Origin of the sequence: Ideonella sp., assembly GCF_041287625.1 — a bacterium.
Lineage (GTDB): Bacteria > Pseudomonadota > Gammaproteobacteria > Burkholderiales > Burkholderiaceae_C > Ideonella.
Genome location: NZ_JBGGNH010000018.1, coordinates 16,299 through 38,486 on the forward strand (window position 1 = coordinate 16,299; position 22,188 = coordinate 38,486).

At 65.5% G+C, this 22,188-nt stretch carries 19 protein-coding genes; 3 read left to right on the forward strand and 16 right to left on the reverse strand.

Features of this window, described 5'->3' with window-relative positions:
* Positions 1-2: 2 nt before the first annotated feature.
* Entirely contained in the window at positions 3-1,040 is a 1,038-nt protein-coding gene (locus ACAH41_RS06965) for a helix-turn-helix domain-containing protein (protein WP_325652012.1), read from the forward strand.
* 15 nt (positions 1,041-1,055) lie between these two features.
* On the opposite strand, the gene ACAH41_RS06970 is transcribed toward ACAH41_RS06965, so the two are convergent.
* From ACAH41_RS06970 to tal, 3 genes are read right to left on the reverse strand one after another with little or no spacing between them, the layout of a single operon-like run.
* On the reverse strand, positions 1,056-1,679 hold the full coding sequence (locus ACAH41_RS06970) for an HAD family phosphatase (RefSeq protein WP_325652013.1): 624 nt from the start codon (positions 1,677-1,679) through the stop codon (positions 1,056-1,058).
* A 7-nt stretch (positions 1,680-1,686) separates the two neighbouring features.
* Entirely contained in the window at positions 1,687-3,291 is a 1,605-nt protein-coding gene (gene pgi, locus ACAH41_RS06975; RefSeq protein ID WP_325652015.1) for a glucose-6-phosphate isomerase, read from the reverse strand.
* Positions 3,288-4,241 carry a transaldolase gene (gene tal, locus ACAH41_RS06980; protein WP_325652017.1) on the reverse strand — a complete coding sequence of 318 codons (954 nt, stop codon included), beginning with the start codon at positions 4,239-4,241 and terminating at the stop codon, positions 3,288-3,290. Before tal ends, pgi begins: the two co-directional genes overlap by 4 nt.
* Before the next feature lie 213 nt (positions 4,242-4,454).
* Here tal and zwf point away from each other — a divergent pair, with 213 nt between their 5' ends.
* Both zwf and ACAH41_RS06990 read left to right on the forward strand, forming a co-directional pair.
* On the forward strand, positions 4,455-5,900 hold the full coding sequence (gene zwf / locus ACAH41_RS06985; protein ID WP_325652019.1) for a glucose-6-phosphate dehydrogenase: 1,446 nt from the start codon (positions 4,455-4,457) through the stop codon (positions 5,898-5,900).
* A 72-nt stretch (positions 5,901-5,972) separates the two neighbouring features.
* A complete protein-coding gene (locus ACAH41_RS06990) occupies positions 5,973-6,839 on the forward strand; it encodes a MurR/RpiR family transcriptional regulator (RefSeq protein WP_325652092.1) in 867 nt (288 codons plus the stop codon).
* Positions 6,840-6,920: 81 nt separating this feature from the next.
* On the opposite strand, the gene ACAH41_RS06995 is transcribed toward ACAH41_RS06990, so the two are convergent.
* The 13 genes from ACAH41_RS06995 to ACAH41_RS07055 all read right to left on the reverse strand — a co-directional run bounded on the left by ACAH41_RS06995 (position 6,921) and on the right by ACAH41_RS07055 (position 22,155).
* Entirely contained in the window at positions 6,921-7,196 is a 276-nt protein-coding gene (locus tag ACAH41_RS06995) for an STAS domain-containing protein (RefSeq protein WP_325652021.1), read from the reverse strand.
* A 7-nt stretch (positions 7,197-7,203) separates the two neighbouring features.
* The gene (locus ACAH41_RS07000; RefSeq protein ID WP_325652023.1) at positions 7,204-7,836 is read right to left on the reverse strand and encodes an ABC transporter substrate-binding protein; all 633 of its coding nucleotides are present in this window, start codon (positions 7,834-7,836) and stop codon (positions 7,204-7,206) included.
* A gap of 105 nt (positions 7,837-7,941) precedes the next feature.
* Complete coding sequence (locus ACAH41_RS07005; RefSeq protein ID WP_325652025.1) at positions 7,942-8,925, reverse strand: VacJ family lipoprotein; 984 nt, start codon at positions 8,923-8,925, stop codon at positions 7,942-7,944.
* The gene (gene mlaD / locus ACAH41_RS07010) at positions 8,922-9,407 is read right to left on the reverse strand and encodes an outer membrane lipid asymmetry maintenance protein MlaD (RefSeq protein ID WP_325652027.1); all 486 of its coding nucleotides are present in this window, start codon (positions 9,405-9,407) and stop codon (positions 8,922-8,924) included. Before mlaD ends, ACAH41_RS07005 begins: the two co-directional genes overlap by 4 nt.
* 49 nt (positions 9,408-9,456) lie before the next feature.
* The gene (gene mlaE / locus ACAH41_RS07015; RefSeq protein WP_325652029.1) at positions 9,457-10,239 is read right to left on the reverse strand and encodes a lipid asymmetry maintenance ABC transporter permease subunit MlaE; all 783 of its coding nucleotides are present in this window, start codon (positions 10,237-10,239) and stop codon (positions 9,457-9,459) included.
* Complete coding sequence (locus tag ACAH41_RS07020) at positions 10,236-11,075, reverse strand: ABC transporter ATP-binding protein (protein WP_325652031.1); 840 nt, start codon at positions 11,073-11,075, stop codon at positions 10,236-10,238. The genes mlaE and ACAH41_RS07020 overlap by 4 nt, the downstream gene beginning before the upstream one ends.
* Before the next feature lie 287 nt (positions 11,076-11,362).
* Positions 11,363-12,829, reverse strand: a complete 1,467-nt coding sequence (locus ACAH41_RS07025; RefSeq protein WP_325652033.1) for a glutamate synthase subunit beta — start codon at positions 12,827-12,829, stop codon at positions 11,363-11,365.
* Between the two features lie 31 nt (positions 12,830-12,860).
* The gene (locus ACAH41_RS07030) at positions 12,861-17,606 is read right to left on the reverse strand and encodes a glutamate synthase-related protein (protein WP_370538234.1); all 4,746 of its coding nucleotides are present in this window, start codon (positions 17,604-17,606) and stop codon (positions 12,861-12,863) included.
* A gap of 136 nt (positions 17,607-17,742) precedes the next feature.
* Entirely contained in the window at positions 17,743-18,441 is a 699-nt protein-coding gene (locus ACAH41_RS07035; RefSeq protein ID WP_325652037.1) for a transposase, read from the reverse strand.
* Between the two features lie 67 nt (positions 18,442-18,508).
* Positions 18,509-19,690: a deoxyguanosinetriphosphate triphosphohydrolase gene (locus tag ACAH41_RS07040; RefSeq protein WP_325652039.1), complete on the reverse strand. Its 1,182-nt coding sequence runs from the start codon at positions 19,688-19,690 to the stop codon at positions 18,509-18,511.
* Complete coding sequence (gene aroB, locus ACAH41_RS07045; RefSeq protein ID WP_325652040.1) at positions 19,690-20,799, reverse strand: 3-dehydroquinate synthase; 1,110 nt, start codon at positions 20,797-20,799, stop codon at positions 19,690-19,692. Before aroB ends, ACAH41_RS07040 begins: the two co-directional genes overlap by 1 nt.
* 23 nt (positions 20,800-20,822) lie before the next feature.
* Complete coding sequence (locus ACAH41_RS07050) at positions 20,823-21,365, reverse strand: shikimate kinase (protein ID WP_325652041.1); 543 nt, start codon at positions 21,363-21,365, stop codon at positions 20,823-20,825.
* 79 nt (positions 21,366-21,444) lie between these two features.
* A complete protein-coding gene (locus ACAH41_RS07055; protein WP_325652042.1) occupies positions 21,445-22,155 on the reverse strand; it encodes a hypothetical protein in 711 nt (236 codons plus the stop codon).
* Positions 22,156-22,188 lie beyond the last annotated feature (33 nt).

Below are 22,188 nucleotides of genomic sequence, written 5' to 3' on the forward strand. Positions count from 1 at the left end.
CCATGAGCCCTACTGCCCCTCGCCCGCCCGCGCTCGGCCTGCCCGGCGCACCGCCGGTCCAGGTGCTGTTCATCGTGCTGCCGGACACGCTGCTGCTGGACCTCGCCGGCCCGGCCGAGGCCTTCCGCCTGGCCAACCAGCAACTCGCCAGGCGCGGCCTGCCCGCGGGTTTCGAGATGCGTTTTGCAGGGCCCGAAACCACGGTCATCTCGTCGGTGGGGCTGGGGCTCTCGGCCTTGTCACCCTTGCCCGCACAGCTCGCCTCACCGACCTGGGTCGTGCTGTTGGGCCGGCCGGGTGACGCGCTGCAGGTGGTGCGCCACCAGGACGCCTGGCTGGCCACGCGGGACTGGTTGGGCCGTGTGCTCGCGCCTGCGCTGGCCAACCCGGGCAGCGAACACCGGCTGCTGACCGTCTGCGTCGGCGCGCTGCTGGCCGCAGACGCCGGCCTGCTGGCCGAGCGGCAGGTCACCACCCACCACGAGCTGCTGGCCGACCTGGCGCTGATGGCACCCGGCGCCCGCGTGCTGCCCAACCGCGTGTTCGTGTGCGACGGCCCGGTCTGGAGCAGCGCCGGCATCACAGCCGGCATCGACCTGGCGCTGCACCTGATCGCCGAACGCCAGGGCGAAGGCCTGGCCTCCGCCGTCGCGCAGGTCATGGTGGTGTTCCATCGCCGCGGCAGTGAAGACCCGGAACGCTCGCCCTTGCTGACCGGGCGCCGGCATTTGCACCCCGCCGTGCACGCGGTGCAAAACGCCGTGGTGGACGCACCCGGCGAGGACTGGACGCTGGAACGCATGGCCGCACTGGCCCACGTCACCCCACGCCACCTCTCACGGCTGTTCCAGCAGCACGCCGGCCTGTCGCCGCGCGAGCACGTCGAACAGGTGCGCCTGGCACTGGCAGTGGAAGCCAGCGCCGCCGGCCTGGCCGGCAAACAAGCGGCCGCGCTGGGCGGTTTCAGCTCGGAGCGGCAGTGGCGGCGGGCGCGTCAGCGGTCAAGGGTACCGGCCTTGTCGAAACAAGCCGGGAACTGATCCGTGCCTGCTGCTTTACAGCAGCCCTTGCGCCTTCAGGTCCAGCGCCAGTTGTTCGGCGCTTGTGAACAACACGGCCGGCAGGCCCAGCGCATGGGCAGCGCTGATGTTGATCGGGTGATCGTCAATGAACAGCGCCTGCCCGGGTTGCAGGCCAAAGCGGGCCAGTGCCAGCTCGAAGACTTCCGCCGCCGGCTTGCCCATCTTCACCTCGGACGAAAACACGCCAGCCTCGAACCAGCCGAGGAAGTCGTGCGTGCGGCGCAGATACTCCGCATAAGGCGCTGGCATGTTGGACAGGAAAAACAGCGGGTGGCCGGCGTCCTTGAGCGCGCGCAGCACGGCGACGGTGCCTGGCTGTGGGACCAGGTAGCCGGGCACCGCATCGACCACGGCCCGCACCTCGGCTTCGGTGAGACCCGTGCGCACCGCGATGCGCCGGACCACCTCGGCATCGTCGATCAGGCCGCTGTCGAACGCGCCCCAGTCGCCCTCGTACTGCTGGAAGAACTGCAGCTTCCAGTGTTCGGCATCGGCGACATTGCGAACGCGGTCCGGCAGCACCAGGGCCAGCAGCTCGGCCGGGTTCCAGCGGAACAGCACGCCGCCGAAGTCGAAGATGACGGCAGGCTTGCTCACGCTGACCTCAAGCCCGCAATTTCGCCAGAAGTCCGGCGGTGGACCCGTCGAGGCCAGCCGCATCACCCGTGCCAAAACGGGGCAGCAGTTGGCTGCACAAGGCCTTGCCCAGCTCCACGCCCCATTGGTCGAAGCTGTTGATGCCCCAGATCGCACTGCTGACGAACACGCGGTGCTCGTAGAGCGCGATCAGCGCGCCCAGCGCGCTCGGCGTCAACGCATCCAGCACCAACGTGCTGCTCGGGCGGTTGCCGGGGAAGCTGCGGTGGTGGGACAGCACCTCGCGGTCCAAGGTCTTGGACGCGGTGGGTGCGGATTCGGTTGCGGCTTCGGCGGCAGTCTTGCCCAGCATCAGCGCCTGGCTTTGCGCCAGGCAGTTGGCCAGCAGCTTGGTGTGCAGATCGGCGTGCGGGTGAGTGGGCGTCTTCACGGCAATGAACTCGACCGGGATCACGTCGGTGCCCTGGTGCAACATCTGGAAGTAGGCGTGCTGGCCATTGGTGCCAGGCTCGCCCCAGACGACGGGGCTGGTGCCGTAGGGCAAGGCCTGGCCGGCCATGTCCACACACTTGCCGTTGGACTCCATCTCCAGTTGCTGCAGGTAAGCCGGGAAGCGCTTCAGGCCCTGGTGGTAGGGCGCGACGGAGCGGCTGGTGAAGCCGTGGAAATTGCGGTACCAGACGTCCAGCAGGCCGAGCTGCACCGGCAGGTTGCCGGCCAGCGGGGCTTCGGCGAAATGGCGGTCCATTGCATGCGCACCGGCCAGGAAGGCACGGAAGTTTTCGCTGCCAATGCCGATGGCGATGGGCAGGCCGATGGCGCTCCACAGTGAATAGCGGCCGCCGACCCAGTCCCAAAAGCCGAAGGTCTCGCTGATGCCGAACTTGGCCGCGGCTTCGAGGTTGGTGGTGACGCCGACGAAGTGCTTGGCCACGTCCTGCCCGCCTTGCTCGACGAACCACTGCCGCGCGACCGCGGCGTTGGCCATGGTCTCCTGCGTGGTGAAGGTCTTGGAGGCGATGATGAACAGCGTGCGCTCGGGGCGCAGCTGGGACAGCACCGGCGTGATGTCGTGGCCGTCGACGTTGGAGACGAAATGCAGCCGCAGCCCGGGGTGCGCGTAGGGCTGCAGCGCGGGCATCGCCATCTGCGGGCCGAGGTCGGAACCGCCGATGCCGATGTTGACGATGTCGGTGATGCCGCTGGTCGCCACGTCCCGCACGCGCTCGGCGAAGGCCAGCATGCTGTCCAGTACCTCATGCACTTCGGTGCTGAACAAGCCCTGGCCGCGCGGGGCGCGCAGCGCGGTGTGCAAGACGGCCCGGCCTTCGGTGCTGTTGATCGGCTCGCCGGCCAGCATCGCGTCCCGCCGCGCGGGCAGTTGGCAGGCCTCGGCCAGTTCCACCAGCAGGCGGCGCGTGGTCGCGTCCCAGCGGTTCTTGGACAGGTCGGCAAACACCTCCGGCGCCTGCACGCTGAACTCGGCGAAGCGGCCAGCGTCACGGGCAAAGGCCTCGCGCAGGTCCAGGCCGCGGCCGTGGGCCTGGAAGTGGCCTTGCAGCGCCGTCCAGGCAATCGTCTGGTCGCAGCGGGGTGCAGCGGCTGCGCTCATTGCAGCCCCACGATCAGCTGGTCGAGCTTGGAAGCGTCCACGGCGAACGCGCGGATGCCTTCGGCCAGCTTCTCGGTGCCCATCGCGTCTTCGTTGAGCGCGTAGCGGAAGCTGCTTTCCTGGTAGCTGACGGCATGCAGGTCAGTGGCAGCCTCGGCCAGCGCCGGGGTCAACGCGGCCTGCAGCGGCGCGTCGCTGGCCTGCAGCTGGGCCAGCAGGTCCGGGCTGATGGTCAGCAGGTCGCAGCCAGCCAACGCGGTGATCTGGCCGACGTTGCGGAAGCTGGCGCCCATGACCTCGGTCTTGATGCCGAACTTCTTGTAGTAGCGGTAGATGTGGCTGACCGAGCGCACGCCGGGGTCGTTGGCACCGGCCATCGCGGCCTCGTCCCAGCTGGCGCCGGCCTGCTTCTTGTACCAGTCGTAGATGCGGCCGACGAAGGGCGAGATCAGCTGGATGCCGGCTTCGCCGCAGGCCACGGCCTGGCAGAAGCTGAACAGCAGTGTCAGGTTGCAATGGATGCCGACCTGCTCCAGCGCCTTGGCGGCCTGGATGCCCTCCCAGGTCGCGGCGATCTTGATCAGCACGCGTTCGCGGGCAATGCCGGCAGCCTCGTACAGGCCGATCAGGTAGTGGGCACGGGCGATGGTGGCCGCGGTGTCGAAGGACAGACGGGCGTCGACTTCGGTCGAGACCCGGCCCGGCACGACCTTCAGGATCTCCAGGCCGAAGCGCACCAGCACCTGGTCGACGATGCGGTCCAGCGGCTCGCCGCGGTGCGCGGCAACGGTGTCGCGGAGCAGCGGCGCGTAGTCCGCGTTTTGCACGGCCTTCAGGATCAGCGAAGGGTTGGTGGTCGCGTCGCGTGGCGCGTATTGCGCCATCTGCTTGAAGTTGCCGGTGTCGGCAACGACGGTGGTGAAGGCCTTGAGTTGGTCGAGCTGGTTCATCAGAAGGGCCGACGCGCGAAGGGCGCGCCACGGCAGCTGCAATTAGACCGCGATTGCGTGACGCGGCAAGTACGTTTCGGTTACGTTCCGACGCTGTGGACGCATGCAGGACAGGTGCCGCCAGCCGGCCCTGGCCTCCCTGGCAGGCCGGATTGACCGGTCCAAGAAACTCATGCATCATGAACCAGGTAATTAAATTACACATCCACTCCCATGTCTTTCGACCTCGTGTTTTTTGGCGGCACCGGCGACCTCACCTGGCGCAAGCTGATGCCCGCGCTGTTCCAGGCCTTCCGTCATGGCAAGCTGCCAGCCGGCGGCCGCATCCTGGCGGTGGCGCGAGATGAACGCAGCGACGACGATTACCGCAGCTTCATCAAGGAGCGCTTCGCCGAAGTCGAAAGCTCGAAGCGGCCGAGCGACGAGGAGTTCGCCCGCTTTGCCGACCTGCTGCATTACCGGCGCATGGACCTGTCCAAGCCCGAGGACTACGCCGGCCTGAAGCAATGGCTGGACGCGCGCAGTGCCGAAACCGTGGTGCTGTACCTGGCGACCAGCCCGTACCTGTTCCCGGTGATCTGCGAACAGCTGGGCGCCGCCGGGCTGAACGAAGAACGGGTGCGCGTGGTGCTGGAAAAACCGCTGGGCCACGACCTGGCGAGCGCGCAGGAAATCAACCGCGTGGTGCGCTCGGTGTTCAACGAGCGCCAGGCCTTCCGCATCGACCACTACCTCGGCAAGCCTTCGGTGCAGAACCTGATGGCGCTGCGTTTTGCGAATGCGCTGTTCGAGCCGCTGTGGCGCCGCGAGAGCATTGCCAACATCCAGATCACGCTGGCCGAGTCCATCGGCGTGGGCACGCGGGGGGACTTCTACGACCGCACCGGTGCGCTGCGCGACATGATCCAGAACCATGCGCTGCAGTTGCTGACGATGATTGCAATGGAGCCGCCGTCGACCAACGACGCCGACGCCATCCGCGACGAGAAGCTCAAGGTATTGAAGTCCCTCAAGCCCTTCACGCCGGACAGCGTGACGCGCGACGTGCTGCGCGGCCAGTACAAGGCCGGCACGGTGGACGGCAAGCCGGTGCCCGGCTACCTGGACGAAGTGAAGGTGCCGAAGGACAGCAGCTGCGAAACCTTCGTGGCGCTGCGCACCGAGGTGCAGAACTGGCGCTGGGCCGGCGTGCCCTTCTACCTGCGCACCGGCAAGCGGCTGGCCGCACGGGACGCACAGATCGTCGTCAACTTCCGCCCGGTGCCGCACCCGATCTTTGCCAGCAACGGCCGCGCGAACAAGCTGGTGATCAACCTGCAGCCGGAAGACGGGTTGGAGCTGCACCTGCTGGCCGCCAAGGGCTCCGGCCCGGCCGAGCAGCTGGCGCCGGTGTCACTGGACCTGGACTTCGACAAGGCCTTCCCCTCCGAGCGAGTGGGCGCCTACGAACGCCTGCTGCTGGACGCGATTGCCGGCCGGTTGAACCTGTTCGTGCGCAGCGACGAGCAGGAACAGGCCTGGCGCTGGGTCGAACCCATCCTGGATGCCTGGGAAGGCAACCCCAGCGACCTGAAGACCTACGCGGCCGGTGGCTGGGGGCCTGCGGCCGCCAGCGCCTTGGTCGCGCGAGACGGTTTCGCCTGGGCCGAAGAGCAGTGATCTGAAAAAAGAGGTGAGGACATGCCGATGAACCTCGCCCAGCCCGAGCCACAGCCAACCAGGTCACCCATCATGCTGGACCGCATCCGAGCCTCCATTCCCGCCTTGCCGCCTGCGGAGCAGCGCGTGGCCAAGCTGGTGCTGCAGGATCCGCGCAGCTTTTCGTCGATGCCGGTGGGCGAGCTGGCCGAGCGCTCGCATGTCAGCAAACCGACCGTGGTGCGCTTCTGCCGCAGCGTGGGCTATGACGGGCTGGCCGACTTCAAGCTGAAGCTGGCCGGCACGGTCAACGAAGGCGTGCCGTTTGTGCACCGCTCGGTGGACGAGGACGACAAGCCGGGTGACCTGATCGTCAAGGTGATCGACAACGCCGTGGCGGCCATGCTGAAGTACCGCAATGACGCGACCGGCCATGCCTTCGAGCGCGCGCTGGCGGCGCTGACGACCACCGCGCAGGTCAAGGGCCGGGTCGAGTTCTACGGCGTGGGCAATTCCGGCATCGTCGCCCAGGACGCGCAGCACAAGTTCTTCCGGCTTGGCGTCAACGCGGTGGCGATGAGCGATGGCCATGTGCAGATCATGAGCGCGACGATGCTGAAGGCCGAGGACTGCGCCGTCATCATCAGCAACTCGGGCCGCAGCAAGGACCTGATCGACGTGGCCGAGATCGCGCTGCGCAAGGGTGCAACGCTGATCGTCATCACCGCCAGCAGTTCGCCGCTGGCCCAGCTCGCGCAAAACCAGAACCAGATCCTGCTGGCGGCCGACCACCCGGAAGACTACGACCGCTACAGCCCGATGGTCTCGCGCATGCTGCACCTGATGATCATCGACATCCTGACCACCGGCGTGGCCCTGCGCCTGGGCCAGGCCCAGCGGCCGGTGCTGCAGGAGATCAAGCGCAACCTGCGCATGCGGCGCTATGCGCAACCGGAATAGCGCGGGCCTAGAAAGCACAACGGCCGCGTGAACCTGAGGTTCGCGCGGCCGTGGGTCATTGACCGTTGGGGTGCAGCTGACTCAGTGCGCCTGCAGCCCCAGCAGGTCCTGCACGCCGTACAAAGTGGCCAGCTCGACCAGCCGGGCCGGCGCATTCAGCACCACGAAGCGCCGCTGCTGGGCCTCGGCACTGCGCCGGCAGGCCAGCAGCACCGCCAGCGTGGCGGAGTCGATGTGCGTCAGCGCAGCCGCGTCCACCTCGATCACCGGCTCGGTGCTGGCTGCGATCACCGGCGTCAAGGTGGCCAGCGTGGCGCGCGCTTCACGCAGCGTCAGGTGGGCGGGCAAGGCAATCATCGCGAGATCAGCCCTTCGAACCGGCGGCCGCCTTGTTCTTCTCGGCCAGCTTGGCGATGAGGCCATCGACGCCGCTGGTGCCGATTTCCTGCGCGAAGCTGCTCTTGTATTGCTCGACCAGCCAGACGCCCAGCACGTTGACGTCATAGATCTTCCAGCCCGCGGCCGTCTTCTCCAGCCGGTAGTCCAGCTGGATCGGTTCGCCCTTGCCCTTGATCTCGGTGCGCACAACGACTTCGGTGTCTTCCACAGCGGCGCGGTAAGGCTTCAGGGCGACCGTCTGGTCCTTGACCTGGGTCAGCGCGCCGGCATAGGTGCGCACCAGCAGGATCTTGAACTCTTCCTGCAGGCGCTTTTGCTGCTCCGGCGTGGCGCCACGCCAGTGGCGGCCCACGGCCGAGGCCGTCATGCGCTGGAAGTTGACGTTGGGCATCACCTTCGCGTCGACCAGGGCGACGATCTTGCTGACGTCGCCAGCCTGGATCGCCTTGTCTGATTTCACCGTGTCGATGACCTCGGTGGACAAATCCTTGATCAGCGCATCGGGCGCGGTGGCTTGCGCGAACACGGCGGTGGAGACGAGGGCCGAGGCGGCCACGGTGATCACGATTGCGGCGCGCGGGAACAGAGCGAACGACATGCCTGGATTTCCTTTCAGCGGGCGGACAGCCCGGTCAGTGCTTGCAGTCAACGCCCGGGCCCGGCTTCCAGCCGACGCGAGAGACGTGACGAGTTGTGTGTGACGTCAGGGCTTGGCCGGCGCAGGCGCGCCATCGGCGTCGCTGTCGTCCGGCTCGTCCGGCGGGTTGCCGTCGTAGACCTGGTTGCGGCGGCGGGCCAGGTAGGCGTCGCGCAGGAAGCTGTACTTGTCGAGCGCGATCGAGTCCAGCATCTGGCCAGCGTCCAGCAGCGAGGCCCGGGTGCTGATCACGTTCAACACCCCGACGCCCAGCGACACGTTCGAGTCGTCGATGAAATAGGTCGGGCCGAAGTAGACGTTGGCCGGCGTCGCGGCCGCGTCGCGCACGGTGGACGGGCCGAGCAGCGGCAGCACCAGGTAAGGCCCGGGCGGCATGCCCCAGCGGCCCAGCGTCTGGCCAAAGTCCTCGCTCAAGCGCTCCAGGCCCATGTCGGTGGCCGGATCGAAGATGCCGCCCATGCCGATGATGGAGTTGCTCAGCACCCGCATCGTCATGCGCGCGGTGCCTTCGATCTTGCCCTGCAGCAGGTTGTTGACGGTGGACCAGACGTCACCCAGGTTGCCCAGCACGTTCTCGACGCCGGTACGGACCAGTTCCGGCACGACCTTCTTGTAGCCCTCGGCCACCGGCTTGAGCAGGTGCGCGTCCAGGCCTTCGTTGAACGAGAACACGCCGCGGTTGAAGGACTCGAACGGATCGCGCTTGTTCGGGACCGGGCTCGCCGGCTTGTCATTGGCTTCGGTGTCCCGGTCCGCCTGGGCCTCGACAGCGACGGCACTCGCCAGCTCGGCCACGGGTGTGACAGCGTCGGGCGCGGCAGGCGCAGGCATCGGAGCGGCCTGCTGCGCGTCTGCCTCTGCCGGTGCGAGCTGTGCTTCTTCGGCTACCGGCGCGGCCTGGACGTCCTGCAACTGCTGGCTTTCGGACGGCTCTGCGGCAACCGCGATGTCGTCCTCGCCCGCGTGCGCGGCCAGGCTCAACACCAGCAACGCAGCGGCAAGGCCGCTGCGGCGTGTCGTCATGCTCATTTGGAATCCCCTGCGCTGTCGGCGCCCGCATCGGCCGCCTTGTTGAACAAGAACTGTCCGATCAGGTTCTCCAGCACCACGGCCGACTGGGTCTGCTTGATCACGTCACCAGCGGCCAGGTTCTTGTCATCTGCCCCCGGCTCGATGCCCACGTACTGGTCACCCAGCAGCCCGGCGGTCAGGATCTTGGCCGACGAGTCCTTGGGAAACTGCACGCCCTTGCTGATCTCCAGCGTGACCAGGCCCTGGTAGGTGGCGGGGTCCAACGTGATGGACTTGACCCGTCCGACATTGACACCGGCCGAGCGCACCGGCGCGCGGGGCTTCAGCCCGCCGATGTTGTCGAAGCGTGCCTTGACCTGGTAGCCCTCGGTGCTGGAGAAGCTGGCCAGGTTGGCCGCCTTGAGGGCCAGGAAGACGATGGCGGCGGCGCCAAGCAGCACAAACAGGCCGACCAGGATTTCGATGCTTTTCTTGTTCATAAACAGTTCTTTCGTGCTCCCGCCTTGGACATGAGGTTGGGCATGCGGCTCAAGGGGTGGAGAACATCAGGGCGGTCAGCAGGAAGTCCATTGCCAACACACCCAGGGAAGCAATCACGACAGTGCGCGTGGTCGCATGGGCCACGCCTTCGGGCGTTGCCTGGCTTTCATAGCCCTGGTACAGCGCCACCGAGGTGCAGATCAGGCCGAACACACAGGACTTGACGACGCCGTTGCCCACGTCGCGAAACACGTCCACCCGGGATTGCATGATGGACCAGAAGTTGCCGGCGTCCACGCCGATCAGCAGCACCGCAACGACATAGGCGCCGAGGATGCCGATGGCCGAGAACAGCGCGGCCAACAGCGGCATCGAGATGATGCCGCCGAGGAAACGCGGCGCCAGCACGCGAGCACGCGGGTCGATCGCCATCATCTCCATCGCCGCCAGTTGCTCGCCGGCCTTCATCAGGCCGATCTCGGCCGTCAGCGAAGTGCCGGCCCGGCCAGCGAACAGCAGCGCGGCGACCACTGGCCCCAGCTCGCGAACCAGTGCCAGATTGACGATCAGGCCCAGCGACTCGGCCGCGCCGTAGGTCACCAGCGCGTAGTACATCTGCAGCGCCAGCACGAAGCCGACCGCCATGCCGGAGGCCAGGATGATCAGCAGCGAGCGGTTGCCGATGGCATGCAACTGCGTGACGACCAGCCCGAAACGGCGCAGCGCTGCAGGCAGGAAACGGATCAGGTCGAACAGGAAAAACGTGGCATGGCCCAGCGACTGCAGGACACGCAGCGTGGCAGCGCCCAGGCGCGCGATCAGGTCGATCATGCTGCCGCCTCGGGTTGCACCGGCTCGGCCGCCAAGCCGAGTTCTTGCGCCAGCGGTTGGGCCGGATAGTGGAATCGCACCGGACCGTCGGGCTCGCCACGGATGAACTGGCGCACTTCAGGCTCTTCCGACTGGCTCAGCTCGGCAGGCGTGCCATGTGCCACGACGCGGCCGCCGGCCGCCATCAGGTAAGCGTAGTCGGCGATCTGGAAACACTCCTGCACGTCGTGCGAGACCATCAGCGTGGTCGCGCCGGTGGCGTCGTTGAGCTTGCGGATCAGGTTCGCGGTGACGCTCATCGAGATCGGGTCCAGCCCGGCAAAAGGCTCGTCATACATGATGACTTCCGGGTCCAGCGCCACGGCGCGGGCCAGCGCAATGCGCCGCGCCATGCCACCCGAGACTTCGCTGATGCGCAACGAAGCCGCGCCGCGCAGGCCCACCGCGTTGAGCTTCATCAGCACGATGTCGCGGATCATCTCCTCGCTCAGGTCGCCGTGCTCGCGCAGCGGGAAGGCCACGTTCTCGAACACGCTGAGGTCGGTGAACAAGGCGCCGAACTGGAACAACATGCCCAGCCGACGGCGCAGCCGGTACAGCTGGGCCTTGTCGCGCACGTTGAGTTCTTCGCCGTCGAACATCACCTTGCCGCTGTTGACGGCATGCACGCCGCCGATCAGCCGCAGCAGCGTGGTCTTGCCGCAGCCCGATCCGCCCAGGATGGCGGTGACCTGGCCGCGCTGGAAGCTCAGCGACACGTCGTTCAGGATGCGCCGGCTCGGGTCGTAGCCAAACGTGACGTGGTCGATCTCGATCAATGCTTGGGACAAAGGCAAGCGCGGCCACCAGGGCCGGACTCAAAGGGGTTGAAGACAAGAGGGGCCACGCGCAGCCACTGGCTGGGGACCGGAAAGTCAATGCGTAGGATACCGGATCTTGGCGTTTCGCCTGTGGCGCGGGGTTTCCCCGCGGTGAACCAAGGTTCATCTTGCATTGACAGCTGGTGCCGCCAGCCCGGTCGCAGCAGCCCGGTAAACGCGAAACCCCTGCGCGGACCAATGGTCGGCAGGGGCTTCCGAGTTGCGAAGCGGCAGTGAATCGCAGGGGCGAAAAAGTGCGCAGCTCAGCGCGGCAGCTCGCTGTGGCCCATCAGGAATTCATCGACCGAACGTGCCGCCTGCCGGCCTTCGCGGATCGCCCAGACCACCAGCGACTGGCCGCGCCGCATGTCGCCGGCGGCGAACACCTTCTCGACAGACGTGCGGTAGCCGTGGTGCGCCTCGGTGGTGGCCTTGGCGTTGCCGCGGTTGTCCTTGTCGACGCCAAAGGCTTCGAGGATGGTGCCGACCGGGTTCACGAAGCCCATGGCCAGCAGCGCCATGTCGGCCTTCAGCAACTGCTCGCTGTTCGGCACTTCGACCATCTTGCCGCCCTGCCATTCGACGCGCACCGTCTTCAGGCCGGTCAGCTTGCCTTTCTCGCCGACAAACTCCTTGGTGGCAATGGCGAACTCGCGCTGGCAGCCTTCTTCGTGGCTGGACGAGGTGCGCAGCTTGTACGGCCAGTACGGCCAGGTCAGCGGCCGGTCTTCCTCTTCCGGCGGCGTGGGCATCAGCTCGAACTGCGTGACGCTGGCCGCACCATGGCGGTTGCTGGTGCCAACGCAGTCGGAGCCGGTGTCGCCGCCACCGATCACGATGACGTGCTTGCCTTCGGCACGCAGCTGGCCCTTGAGCTTGTCGCCCGCGTTGACCTTGTTTTGTTGCGGCAGGAACTCCATCGCGAAGTACACGCCTTCCAGCTCGCGGCCCGGCACCGGCAGGTCGCGGCTCTGCTCTGCACCGCCCGCCAGCAGCACCGCGTCGAACTCGGCCTTCAGCTGCTCGGCGCTGACGGTCTCCTTGGCCCAGTTGGTGACCTTGCTGCCCTTGGGCAGCGCGCCGACCATCACGCCAGTGCGGAACACCACGCCCTCGGCCTCCATTTGCTTGACCCGGCGGTCGATGTGCGTCTTCTCCATCTTGAAGTCGGGAATGCCGTAGCGCAGCAGGCCACCGACACGGTCGTTCTTCTCGAACACCACCACGTCATGGCCGGCGCGGGCCAGTTGCTGCGCCGCGGCCAGGCCGGCCGGGCCCGAGCCAACGACGGCCACGCGCTTGCCGGTCTTGTGCTTGGCTGGCTGCGGCGCAACCCAGCCTTCGGCCCAGGCACGGTCGATGATGGCGTGCTCGATGGACTTGATGCCGACCGCGTCGTCGTTGACGTTCAGCGTGCAGGCGGCTTCGCAGGGCGCCGGGCAGATGCGGCCGGTGAACTCGGGGAAGTTGTTGGTGCTGTGCAGCACCCGGATCGCGTTGCGCCAGTCGTTGCGGAAAACCAGGTCGTTGAAGTCCGGGATGATGTTGTTGACCGGGCAGCCGTTGTTGCAGAACGGCGTGCCGCAGTCCATGCAGCGGGCGCTCTGCACCTTCGCGTCATCGCTCTTCAGCCCGATGACAAATTCCTTGTAGTTCTTCAGGCGCGACTCGACCGGCAGGTAGCCCTCTTCGAGCCGGTCGTACTCCATGAAGCCAGTGACTTTTCCCATGATGTTTGATTCCTAGCGTGCTGCGGCTGGCTTATTTGGCGGGGACCGACTTCGTGGCTTCAACGGCCTTCGCCTTGGTCACGACTTCGCTGGCTTGTTGCCTGGCGTGCATCTCGCCCAGCGCGCGCTTGTATTCGTGCGGGAAGACCTTGACGAACTTGGCGCGCGATTCGGCCCAGTGGTCCAGGATGTCCCGGGCGCGCAGGCTGCCGGTCCAGCGGTGGTGGTCCTCGATCAGCTTCTTCAGCGTGGCTTCGTCGCTCTTGCCGCGATGGAACAGCGCCTTGTCGGTGCTGGCTTCCTGCTCTGCGGCCGGCAGCACCTTGTCCAGCGCGACCATCGAGGTGTTGCAGCGGTCGGCGAACTTGCCGTCTTCGTCGTAGACATAGGCCAGGCCACCGGACATGCCGGCCGCGAAGTTGCGCCCGGTCACGCCCAGCACGGCGACGGTGCCACCGGTCATGTATTCGCAACCATGATCGCCCGTGCCTTCGACGACCGCCGTGGCACCCGAAAGGCGCACCGCGAAGCGCTCGCCGGCCACGCCACGGAAGAAGGCCTCGCCGCTGGTGGCGCCGATCAACGCGGTGTTGCCGACAATGATGTTGCGGCTGGCGTCGCCGCGGAAGTCGATGCTGGGACGCACCACCACGCGGCCGCCGGACAGGCCCTTGCCGGTGTAGTCATTGGCTTCGCCGATCAGGTACAGCGTGATGCCGGGCGCGAGGAATGAAGCAAAGCTCTGGCCGCCGGTGCCTTCCATCTGGATGAAGACGGTGTGGTCCGGCAGGCCCTCGGGGCGATGGCGGATCAGCTCGCCGGACAACATGGCTCCCACCGTGCGGTTGACGTTGCGCGTGTCCTCCATGAACTGGACCTTCTCGCCCTTTTCGATCGCGGCGCGGCACTTTTCGATCAGCTTGCGGTCCAGCGCCCGGTCCAGGCCGTGGTCCTGCGACTCGACATGGAAGCGCGGCACCTCGGCCGGCACCTTGGGCAGGTGGAACACGCGACTGAAGTCCAGGCCCCTCGCCTTCCAGTGCTGGATGGCCTTCTTGGTGTCCAGCAAGTCTGCGCGGCCGATCAGCTCATCGAACTTGCGAATGCCCAGCTGGGCCATGATGCTGCGAGCTTCTTCAGCGACGAAGAAGAAGAAGTTCACGACGTGCTCGGGCTTGCCGGCGAACTTCTTGCGCAGCACCGGGTCCTGCGTGGCGACGCCGACCGGGCAGGTGTTCAGGTGGCACTTGCGCATCATGATGCAGCCTTCGACCACCAGCGGTGCGGTGGCGAAGCCGAATTCGTCAGCACCCAGCAGCGCGCCGATGACGACGTCGCGGCCGGTCTTCATCTGGCCGTCGGCCTGCACGCGCACGCGGCCGCGCAGGCGGTTCAGCACCAGCGTCTGCTGCGTCTCGGCCAGGCCCAGCTCCCACGGCGAGCCAGCATGCTTGATGGACGACCACGGTGAGGCGCCAGTGCCGCCGTCATGCCCGGCGATCACGATGTGATCGGCCTTGCACTTGGTCACGCCGGCCGCAATGGTGCCCACGCCAACCTCGGACACCAGCTTGACGCTGATGCTGGCGCGCGGGTTCACGTTCTTCAGGTCGTGGATCAGCTGCGCCAGGTCCTCGATCGAATAGATGTCATGGTGCGGCGGCGGGCTGATGAGGCCCACGCCCGGCACCGAGTGGCGCAGGCGGCCGATGTATTCGGTGACCTTGCCGCCTGGCAACTGGCCGCCCTCGCCGGGCTTGGCGCCCTGGGCCATCTTGATCTGGATCTGGTCGGCCGAGACCAGGTACTCGGTCGTGACACCGAAGCGGCCCGAGGCGACCTGCTTGATGCGCGAGCGCAGGCTGTCGCCGTCTTTCAGCGTGTAGTCGGACTCGATCACATCGGCGCCAATCACGTCGGACACCTTGGTGCCGGCGTTGATCGGGATGCCCTTGAGCTCGTTGCGATAGCGCGCCGGGTCTTCGCCGCCTTCGCCGGTGTTGCTCTTGCCGCCAATGCGGTTCATGGCAATGGCCAGCGTGGAGTGGGCTTCGGTGGAGATCGAACCCAGCGACATCGCGCCGGTCGCGAAGCGCTTGACGATGTCGGCCGCCGACTCGACCTCTTCCAGCGGAATCGCCTTGCTGGGGTCGAACTTGAACTCGAACAGGCCGCGCAGCGTCAGGTGGCGGCGGCTCTGGTCGTTGATCAGCTGGGCGTATTCCTTGTAGGTGTCGAACTTGCCCGAACGGGTGCTGTGCTGCAGCTTGGCAATCGCGTCCGGCGACCACATGTGGTCTTCGCCGCGGGTGCGCCAGGCGTATTCGCCACCGGTTTCCAGCATGCCTTCGAGCAGCGGGTCTTCGCCAAACGCTGCGCGGTGGTTGCGCAACGCTTCTTCGGCCACTTCGAACACGCCAATGCCTTCGACCTGCGTGGCGGTGCCGCGGAAGTACTTGGCAACCATGTCGCGGTTCAGGCCGATGGCCTCGAACAACTGGGCGCCGCAGTAGGACATGTAGGTCGACACGCCCATCTTGGACATGATCTTCGACAGACCCTTGCCGATGGCCTTGACGTAGTTGTAGATCGCCTTGTCGGTCGACAGATCGGCCGGCAGGTCGGCGTGCATCGCCGCCAGCGTCTCCAGCGCCAGGTACGGGTGCACGGCTTCGGCGCCGTAGCCGGCGAGTACCGCGAAGTGATGCACCTCGCGCGCCGAGCCGGTCTCGACGACCAGGCCAGCCGTCGTGCGCAGGCCCTCGCGCACCAGATGGTGGTGCACCGCGGAGAGCGCGAGCAGCGCGGGGATGGCCACGTGTTCGCGGTCCATCGCCCGGTCGGTGATGATCAGGATGTTGTGGCCGCTCTTCAGCGCGTCCACCGCTTCGGCGCACAGCGAGGCCAGCTTGGCCTCGACGCCGGCCTTGCCCCAGGCCAGCGGGTAGGTGATCTTCAGCTCGTAGGGCTTGAACTTGCCGCTGGTGTGGGCCTCGATCGCGCGCAGCCGCGCCATGTCCTGGAAGTCCAGGATGGGCTGGGCCACTTCGAGGCGCATCGGCGGGTTCACCGCGTTGATGTCCAGCAGGTTGGGCTTGGGACCGATGAAGCTGTTGAGCGACATCACGATGGCTTCGCGAATCGGGTCGATCGGCGGGTTCGTGACCTGGGCGAACAGCTGCTTGAAGTAGCTGTAGAGCGGCTTGTTCTTATCCGACAGCACGGCCAGCGGCGAGTCGTTGCCCATCGAGCCGATGCCTTCTTCGCCGGCAATCGCCATCGGCGCCATCAGGAACTTGATGTCCTCCTGCGTGTAGCCAAAAGCCTGCTGGCGGTCCAGCAGCGCTTCGGCGAAGCTGGTGGAGACCGCGGCACTGGCCGGCACGTCGTCCAGCTTGACACGGACGTTGTCGATCCACTGGCGATACGGGCGGGCGCTGGCGAACTGGTTCTTCAGTTCGGCGTCGTCGACGATGCGGCCCTGCTCCAGGTCGATCAGGAACATCTTGCCCGGCTGCAGGCGCCACTTCTTGACGATGCGGTTCTCGGGAATGGGCAGCACGCCGCTTTCCGAGGCCATGACCACCAGGTCGTCGTCGGTGACGATGTAGCGCGCCGGGCGCAGGCCGTTGCGGTCCAGCGTTGCGCCGATCTGCTTGCCGTCTGTGAAAACCATCGCGGCCGGGCCGTCCCAGGGCTCGATCATCGAGGCGTGATATTCATAGAACGCGCGGCGCCTCGGGTCCATCTTCTCGTGCTGCTCCCAGGCCTCGGGAATCATCATCATCGCGGCCTGAGCGAGCGGATAGCCGCTCATGGTCAGCAGTTCCAGCGCGTTGTCGAAGGTGGCGGTGTCGGATTGGCCTTCGAAGCTGATCGGGTAGAGCTTCTGCAGGTCGTCGCCCAGCACCGGCGACTTCATCACGCCTTCGCGGGCGCGCATCCAGTTGAAGTTGCCCTTGACGGTGTTGATCTCGCCGTTGTGCGCCACCATGCGGTAAGGGTGCGCCAGCGGCCATTCCGGGAAAGTGTTGGTCGAGAAACGTTGGTGCACCAGCGCGAGTGCCGAGACGGTGCGCGGATCGGCCAGGTCCTTGTAGTACTTGCCGACCTGGTCAGCCAGCAGCAGGCCCTTGTAGATGATGGTGCGGCAGCTCATGCTGGGCACGTAATACTCGCGGCTGTGCGTGAGCTTCAGGCGCTGGATGGCAGCTGAAGCCGTCTTGCGGATCACGTAGAGCTTGCGTTCGAGCGCGTCCGGCACGATGACGTCCTGCCCGCGGCCGATGAAGACCTGGCGGATCACCGGCTCGGTGGTGCGCACGGTGGGCGACATCGGCATGTCGCGGTCCACCGGCACGTCTCGCCAGCCCAGCAGCACCTGGCCTTCGGCCTTGATGGCGCGCTCCAGTTCCTGCTCGCAGGCCAGGCGGGACGCATGCTCCTTCGGCAGGAAGATCATGCCGACGCCATACTCACCCAACGGCGGCAGCGCCACACCTTGCGCGGCCATTTCGGCGCGGAAGAACTCGTCCGGGATCTGAATCAGGATGCCGGCGCCGTCGCCCATCAGCTTGTCCGCACCCACCGCGCCGCGGTGATCCAGGTTCTCCAGGATCTTCAGCCCCTGCTCGACGATGTGGTGCGCCTTCAGGCCCTGGATGTGGGCCACGAAGCCGACGCCGCAGGCGTCGTGCTCCTGTGTCGGGTCATACAAGCCGCCCTTGGCGAGCGATTCGATTTCTTGGCGGGTAGGTCCCGTGGCGGCCTGGGTCATGGCGCAATCCTCGACGGTAGCTGGGGAATGACCCTAGTGTGCGCAAATACGCCTCCCCCTTCAAGTTCTATAAATTGGGGTCAGAGTGAATTAAGTGGACCACGAATGCGGCCTCCTCGTTTAAATGGGGACGGAGTCATTCCGTCGCGGTGGGCTTGCGAGGCCGACCGCGCGGCCTGGGAACCAAGGGCCGTGCCAGTTCTTGCGACAACTGCTGCATGAAGCGCGGGCTGCCGAGCGGGCGCGCCTTCAGCAGGCTCTCGGTCAGGCGCTGTCGCTCGGATTCGGAAATTCCCTCTTCCAACCATTGCCGATAAGCAGCTTCTCGTTCGAAGGGCGTGTTCCCGAGTTGCCAAAATGCGGGGTGGTCAGTCACCAATGGATCGCGTCGCTGTCCGAGGTGGTGCGCCATGCTGGACCAGGGGTGGTCAAGCAAACCTGAGACCAAGCCGGCACGATGCGGGTTGAGCTCGATGTAGCGAAGGCAACTCAACAGATAGGCATCGGCATCGACCAGGTGGGACCGGAAGCGCCCTTCCCAGAGCGTGCCGGTCCGCTGGTGCCTGTGGTTGAACCAACCGACGTAGCGCCGGCCCAGGCTCTGCATCATGCGGCTGAGGCCTTCAGCGGTCTCGGGCGTGGCCAACAGGTGCGCGTGATTGCCCATCAGTACATAGGCATGCACGGCCACTTTGTGCTCGTGCGCAACGTCTCGAAGGATGTCCAGGTAACGCTGGCGGTCGGCATCATCAACGAAAACGTCAGCACGGTTGTGACCGCGCTGGATCAAGTGATGCGGATATCCCGCGACCGACATGCGAGCTTGACGGGCCATGCCGGCAGTCTAACAAATTGACTCCGACCCCATTTATCGGCGCGGATCTGCATGGGATGGCTCGCGGTCAGTCGTCGAGGAAGACGCGCCTGCCGGTGAGGCGCTCGTGCTCACGGGTGGCGAAGCGGTCGGTCATGCCGGCGATGTAGTCGGCCACGCAACGCGGGCCGATGCCGCCCGCGGCGTCGAGTCCGCGATGTTCTTCCGGCAATTGCTGCGGGTCGTGCAGGTAGGCAGCAAACAGCTCCGTGATGATTCGGCGGCCACGCTGGGTCGTGTCCATGACCTGCGGATGCCGGTACAACTCGCGGAAGAGGAAGCGCTTCAGCTCGGCACTGGCGTGACGCATGTCGGCCGTGAAGCGGATCAACGCCGGCTGCTGACGAACGGCGTCGCAAGAAGCTGGCGCAGCGACTGCAATTGCTTCGGAGGCGCTGTCGATCACGTCATAGACCTGCGCCGACAGCATGCGGCGGATGATTTCCGCGAGCAGGCGGCGTGGCGCTTTGGTGGCCAGGCCAGGATGGTCGCGCTGCACCTCCTCGTCGAAGCGGGCGAACAGCGGCACAACACGCAAGGCTGCCAGGCTCAACAAGCCTGAGCGCACGCCGTCATCGATGTCGTGGGCGTTGTAGGCGATCTCGTCGGCCAGGTTGCAGAGTTGCGCCTCGAGGCTGGGTTGCGTGCCGTCAATGAACCGCCGGGCCACACCCGCCGGCTCGCGAGCCTCGATCTGTGCTGCCAGCGGCAACGGGCAGCGCTTCAGGATGCCCTCGCGCGTTTCCAGGCACAGGTTCAGGCCGTCCCAACCGGGGTAGCGCTGTTCCAAGGCGTCAACAACCCGCAAGCTCTGCAGGTTGTGCTCGAAACCACCGTGATCGGCCATGCAGTCGTTCAACGCATCCTGCCCGGCATGACCAAAAGGCGTATGGCCCAAGTCATGCGCCAGCGAAATGGCCTCGACCAAGTCTTCGTTCAGCCCGAGGCTGCGGGCGATGGAGCGCCCGAGCTGAGCCACTTCCAGCGAATGCGTCAGTCGCGTGCGAAACAGGTCGCCTTCATGATTGAGGAAAACCTGCGTCTTGTAGACCAGCCGGCGGAAGGCCGTGCAATGCACGATGCGGTCGCGGTCGCGCTGGAAGTCGCTGCGTGTTGGCGCTGGCAGTTCGGCAATGCGCCGGCCGCCGGGACTGGTCTGAGGCACCGCGTAAACCGCCTGCGGCGGCAAGCCGAGGCGAGCAATGCTCATCACGCGGTGCAGGCCTCCAGCGTCTGCCGCACCAGCGCAACCGGCGCGGACCGCACCACGGCAGAGCCCAGGCGGTCGATCAGCACGAAGCGGATGTCACCAGCCTCTGCCTTCTTGTCGACCCGCATGTGCTGGATGTACTCGTCAATCGACAACTTCGGGCCTGCCACAGGCAACCCTGCACGTTGCAACAGCGTCGACAAGCGCGCCCGAAAACCAGCCGGCATCAGTCCCAGCCGCTCTGACAGATCCGCTGCCATCACCATGCCTGCTGAAACCGCCTCGCCATGCAGCCAGACACCAAAACCCAGGCCAGCCTCGATGGCGTGGCCGAAGGTGTGGCCGAAATTGAGGATGGCGCGCAGGCCGCCTTCACGTTCATCTGCCGCCACCACTGCCGCCTTGATCTCGCAGCTTCGGCGCACCGCGTGCGTCAGCGCTTCGGGCTTGAGCGCCACAAGGTCTTCAATGTGGGTCTCGAGCCAGTCCAGGAAGGCAGCGTCCGCAATCGGGCCGTACTTGATGACTTCCGCCAACCCCGCAGCCACTTCCCGCGGCGGCAAGGTCTGCAAGGTATCCACATCGCAAACGACACGAAGCGGCTGATAAAACGCGCCGATCATGTTCTTGCCAAGCGGATGGTTGATGGCAGTCTTGCCACCCACCGAGGAATCCACCTGCGCCAGCAGCGTGGTGGGCACCTGCACAAACGGCACGCCGCGCATGTAGCAAGCAGCGGCGAAACCGGTCATGTCGCCGATCACGCCGCCGCCGAGGGCCACCAACACCGTTTTCCGATCACATTCGTGACCCAGCAATTGGTCGAAGATCAGGTTCAGCGTGTGCCAGGTCTTGTGCTGCTCGCCGTCGGGCAGAGTCACAACATGCACCCTGTTAAATCGGTTCATCAGTTGGGATTGCACTGTGGCGGCATACAGCGGCGCCACGGTCACGTTGGTCACCAACACTGCGATCGAAGCACGCGGCAAGTCCACCCAAAGCTCTTCGGCCCGCAGCAGGCCGGAGCCGATCATCACGTCATATGCACGGTCACCCAGGCTCACTGGCACGCGGATTACCGGAGAGCGGCAGGTCACTGTCGTTGGCATACCGCCAGTGTAAACGGGGCCGACTAGCCGGCCCGCCCCCTGAACTGCTCAGGCCTCGCAAGCTCGAGCTGCATTGCGATCAAGTGTGCCAAGGTTGCAACCGAGCTGCGCCCCGTGTCGACTGCGAAATCAGCGATGTCGCGGTACAGCGGATCACGTTGAGCAAATAACTCTCGCAACCGCACTTGAGGCGAGACATCCTTCAGCAACGGACGCTGGGTATCGTGCTGGAGCCGCCTGGCGAGGTCATCCACCTGCGCCCGCAGGTAGATGACCAGATTGCCACCGGCCTTGAGCGCATGGCGATTGGCTTCACGCAGGACTGCCCCCCCGCCAGTTGCCAACACCAAGCCATCAAGCTGGCTGAGCCGGGCAATCACAGACTCTTCAACCTCTCTGAATGCCAACTCTCCGTGAAGCTCGAAATACGACGAAATCGAGCAGCCGATGTGCTGCTCGATTTCATGGTCGGCATCGACGAACCGACAACCAAGATTCCTGCCCAATTGCCGACCGATGGTGGATTTACCGCTACCCGGCAGGCCGACCAAGGCGACCATGCCCATGATCTCGAACTCCTACGGCTTGAGCCACAAATGATGAATCGGTGGACTCTATCAGTTCACAGCGACAGCCAAGCTGAATTCAAGAAGAGGAACCACAAAGACCCGCCCCATAGGGACTATTCTGAAACGGCAGCGCACTCGTGGTATCGGAGAGCTGATCCACTGGTACGCCCAGCCAGTCACTGAAACTACCGACGCCCTCAGTGGTCGAAACTTTAGCTGAAGCCTTCAACGCATATTGGATCCAAGACGCGGAACTCTGCAGGTATTGAATCCTCAATTTCACCTGGCCATTAGCGTCGGTGGTCTTGGCATCAATGTAGCTCACAGAGACGTCAGCGGCTCGGGGCGCCAATTTCCCATCACCGTCCACGTCCTCACCAGCATCAAGTGAGCCGTTGCCGTTGACATCCTCATTGGCATAGGGATAGCCACACCGAGCCCAAGCGCCGTCCGTGTTTAATCCCCAATACCCTTTCGCATACATCGGCAGCGTCACAGTCGGTGTAACCGTTGCGCCCGCCACAGGATAACCCTTACTATCGACCACCTGCACCGTAAATTCCTGAACATAGGTTTCGGACGTATCGCCATCAACAATCTGATCACTGGCGCCAACCGATACGGAAATTGCGGAACCCGCATCTCCACTAGATCCAGATCCGCCACTCGCCCCATCGCCGCCAACGACTGGAGTCCCAGCGCTGCTGCCACCTCCACCTCCGCATGCCTGCAACAAAGCAGCAGCCGCGAGCATAATAGCGGCGGCAAGTTTCGTCCGAACCATCATTTCCCCTCAATTCTCTGTCGGCACCAAGCCAGA